Consider the following 1,918-nt stretch of genomic DNA (forward strand, 5'->3'; position numbering starts at 1 on the left):
CTGTAGGTCCGGACGTTGAGCTGAAGCACGGCGTGATCTGAGATGACATTGCTCTTGGTGCCGGCGGCGATGCTGCCGACGGTGAGAACCGCAGTCTCCCCCGGCGCCGTCTCCCGGGAGATGACGGTCTGCAGCCGGATGACGATCATCGCGGCCAGCACCACCGGGTCGACCGTCGCCTGTGGCATCGATCCATGCCCGCCGCGGCCATGGACGGTGATTCGCATGCTGTCGGCCGCGGAAAGGAACGGTCCGGAGTGGGTGCCGACGACTCCCGCCGGGCCTGGCAGCACGTGTTGGGCCAGGGCGACGTCGACTTTCGGGATGAGTTCGCCCAGATGATCCTCGACCATCGCACGGGCGCCGTTTCCGACCTCCTCGGCCGGCTGGAACAAAGCCACGGCGGTACCGCTCCAGTTCGCGACGCCGTCGGAGAGTAGCTGTGCGGCACCGAGTAGGCAGGTGACGTGGACGTCATGGCCGCAGGCATGCATCACCGGCATCTCGGCTCCGGCCGCATCGGTCACCGTGGTCGTGCTGGCGTAGGCCAGACCGGTCGCCTCTCTGACCGGTAGGGCGTCCATGTCGGCCCGCAATAGCACGGTGGGGCCGTCCCCATTGCGCAGGACTCCGACGACACCGGTGCCGCCGACACCCTCGTGCACCGAAAAGTCGGTCGCACTCAACTGCTCGACGACCCGTGCCGCCGTGCGGTGCTCCTGATGCGATAGTTCGGGGTGCCGGTGGAGGTCGCGGTAGAACTCTTCCTGCCAACCTCGAATGTTGCCCAGTCCGGCCAGCACGGTCGTGCTGGGTGAGTCGCTAGTCATCGGGGTCCTCACGCTCCTTTCGTGCGCGGCTGCCGAAGCGGCCGGGCCGTCGCCAGGCGACTTGTTCGGGCAGGATCCAGCCCCGCCAGCGCGCCAGCAGGCACAACACCGCGCCCACGACCGTCGCGACGAGCAGACCTGCCTGCGGGTACCCCCAGAGCTGGATGAGTACCAGTGTCGCACTGGCGATCACCGCGCATGTCGCATACAGGGTGTTGCCGCCGAAGATCGTCGGAATCCTGCCGACGGCGATGTCACGTACCGCGCCGCCGCCGACCGCGGTCACCGTTCCCAACAGAATCGCCGGCAGCCATCCCAGCCCGAGGGCGAGGGTCTTCTGTGCGCCGACCGCGGCCCAGCAGCCGAGCGCCAGGGCGTCCACCAACGGAAACAGCCGCTCCCAGAGGTGCCCCTCGAACCGGACCGCGAACGCGACTGCCGCACCGATCAACGCTGTGGTCAGGTAGGCGTAATTCGTCAATGCCACTGGCGTGCCGTGCTGCAGCAGGGTGTCGCGGATCAGGCCACCGCCCAGACCCGACACGATCGCCAGCGCTGCGAAGCCGACCGGGTCGAATCGATGGCTGCGCGCGACCGCGCCGCCGAGGAGGGCGTTGGCGAAGACCCCTGTCAGATCGAGCACCCGCACCAGTTCTGGCACTGAGACGAAACCAGTCGCCATCGCACCCGTCCTCCCCAGCCGTGCCTGGAACCGTCGGCACCCCCACACGTTAACCGGCCAACGGGTACCCAGTCGTCACAGTCATCAACATCGTCCCCGGCCATAAGGACGCGATCAGTGAATGGCTGAACGGCATCGCAACGCTGCGCCGGCATGGGCATGCCCCAGACCGCCCCCGCGGACGCGCTTTCCGAGGATTGGCTGGGACGGACCAGTCAGACCCGCGCCTATTACGGCGGTTTGCGCGATCACTACGAACCTGGCACTCCGTTGTGGGTGACCGAGGTGGCCGACGCTGCCTGCGGCGGCAATCCGTGGGCGGCAACCTTTTTGGACACCTTCCGATATCTGGATCAGCTGGGCAGACTGGCGAAGGACGGTGTGCAGGTGGTGATGCACAACACGC

At 67.3% G+C, this 1,918-nt stretch carries 3 protein-coding genes; 1 reads left to right on the forward strand and 2 read right to left on the reverse strand.

Annotation, left to right across the window (positions count from 1 at the left end):
• On the reverse strand, positions 1-803 hold an 803-nt coding region (locus ACRDUX_RS21045; protein ID WP_526416128.1), incomplete at its 3' end, for an amidohydrolase.
• Positions 804-822: 19 nt separating this feature from the next.
• A complete protein-coding gene (locus ACRDUX_RS21050; protein WP_526416125.1) occupies positions 823-1,512 on the reverse strand; it encodes a TRIC cation channel family protein in 690 nt (229 codons plus the stop codon).
• 153 nt (positions 1,513-1,665) lie between these two features.
• On the opposite strand from ACRDUX_RS21050, the gene ACRDUX_RS21055 reads away from it, so the two are divergent.
• Positions 1,666-1,918, forward strand: a 253-nt coding sequence (locus ACRDUX_RS21055) for a hypothetical protein (protein WP_526416127.1), incomplete at its 3' end; no start/stop codon positions are given.

Origin of the sequence: Mycobacterium sp., from assembly GCF_050701675.1 — a bacterium.
GTDB lineage: Bacteria > Actinomycetota > Actinomycetes > Mycobacteriales > Mycobacteriaceae > Mycobacterium.

What these genes read in the sequence shown, in the direction of transcription:
- ACRDUX_RS21050 (WP_526416125.1), bottom strand. Translation starts at nt 1,512, where the DNA reads ATGGCGACTGGTTTCGTCTCAGTGCCAGAACTGGTGCGGGTGCTCGAT.